We start from the raw sequence: 1,801 nt of genomic DNA, 5'->3' as shown, positions 1-1,801 counted from the left end.
GCGTGAGGCCGTGGGCCGGCAGGATCGCAGCGCCGGTGGCCTCGTCGTGGGCGCCGGTGCCCATCACCAGAAGACGCTTGACCGCGGCGGAATCCGCGGGCGCCGCGGCGTCCGGCCCGGGGGCGTTCCAGCGGTCACGGCCGGTGGCCAGGTCGATCCCCAGCGGGTGATCGGGACTAGGCCAGAAGCCCACCACCACGAGGTCGCCCACGATCAGCGGCGCGGAATGGTTGCACAGGTTGTGGTGCGGCGCGATGTCGGTGCGCCGCCACAGCACCTCGCCGGTGGCCAGGTCCAGGCAGCGCAGGTCGGCCTGGTCGCCCACCACGACGCGGTCGGAGGCGATCACCGGCGCGCCCCAGGCGAAGCGGCGGTACGGATCGGAGGACGGGCTCGTCCAGACCGGGTGGCCGGTGCCGCGGGAGAGGGCGTGGACCGCGCCGGTGACGTCCGCGACCACTACGAGGTCGCCACCGATCGCGGGGGTGCTCTTGACCGCGGCCGCGGTGGTGACCGACCAGCGGATCTCGCCGGTCGAGCGGTCGATCAGGTCGACGGACCCGGCGGCCGCGTCCTCGAGTTGCGAGCCCACCACGATGTCGTCGTCGTCGATCCCCACGCCCTGCCGCACCGCGGCGCCGGCCAGGGGGGTGACCCACCGCGCGGGTCCCCAGGGGCCGGGGCGTCCGGAGCCCACGACGGTGGCCGTGGCGCTCACCGTCGGCACGGGGCGGGCGGTGTCGGGGGCGACGACGACGGAGTTCACCGCGACCTGCTGCCCGTCCCAGATGACGCGGCGGAGCATCGGCGGGGTGTAGTCGAGCCCGGCGAAGAACGTCGGCGGGGTGTTGACGTGCAGCGTCCCGTCGATGCGGACCACGCGGGAGGTGTGCCAGTGGCCGGAGAAGGTGGCCAGCGGCGGGCGCGGCGCGGCGTCCAGAACGGCGGCGCTCGGCTGGTCGTGGAACAGCAGGATCCACGGCATCTCATCCGGGACCAGGGCCAGGTCCCCGCGCAGCCACTCCTCCTGGAGAGCGGAGTCGATCCCGAGCTCGTGGGTGTGCCAGTCCATGGCCACCACGTGGAGGCCGGGCACGTCGAAGCTGTACCAGCGCGGACCCATGAACTGCTCGTACAGGGCCGGGTCGCCGGTGTTGGTGAGGTAGCCGTTCGGCGAGACCACGGAGTCGTGGATGCCGTTCATGTGGTCGTGGTTGCCGGCGATCGCGTGGACCGGCCGCGCGCTGGAGGCCAGGACCCGCAGCAGGGACTCGTATTCGGTGGCGGTGCCCTCATCGACCAGATCGCCGGTGAGGAACACGGCCTGGGCGTCGGGGGCGAGACTGGGCAGCTCGGCGAGCAGGGTCGCGAACTGGTCGGCCGAGGAGCCCTCCGGGTAGAGGGAGGCCGCCCGGCGCGGGGTGCTGGGGGCGCTCGGGTCGCTGAGGTGGGTGTCGGTGAGGTGGACGAACTCGTACGGCAGCGTCTGCGGGGTCGGGGTCAGGAGGAAGTCGGTGGGTGCTGACTGAGCTGCGGGTGCGCCGGGGTCGGTCGGGGAGGCGGGGGCACCGGCGGAGCCGGTCTCGTCCGTGGCGACGCGGTGCCACCACGGTTCGGCGGTGACGCCGGCGGGGCGGCGGACGGAGACGAATCTCCCGTCGCCGGGGAGGTCGTAGCGGCCGTCGGCGTCGGTGGTGACCGAGGCGCGGCCGTCGGTGACGACGATACCGGGGATTCCGGCACCGTCGGGGGCACGCACTGTTCCGTGCATGGGGTATCTACCTGCTTCTCGGGTGTGGTG

The 1,801-nt window shown here is 73.5% G+C and carries 1 protein-coding gene; it reads right to left on the bottom strand.

Going from position 1 to position 1,801, the window contains the following annotated elements:
- Positions 1-1,771: outer membrane protein assembly factor BamB family protein (locus tag ACWIE7_RS19115; RefSeq protein ID WP_454070322.1), on the bottom strand; the 1,771-nt coding region annotated here is incomplete at its 3' end.
- Positions 1,772-1,801 lie beyond the last annotated feature (30 nt).

The sequence above is a fragment of the Dietzia sp. NPDC055343 genome (assembly GCF_053645265.1).
Note: the sequence above shows the minus strand (reverse complement) of the source record. Positions and strands in the feature narration are given on the sequence as shown.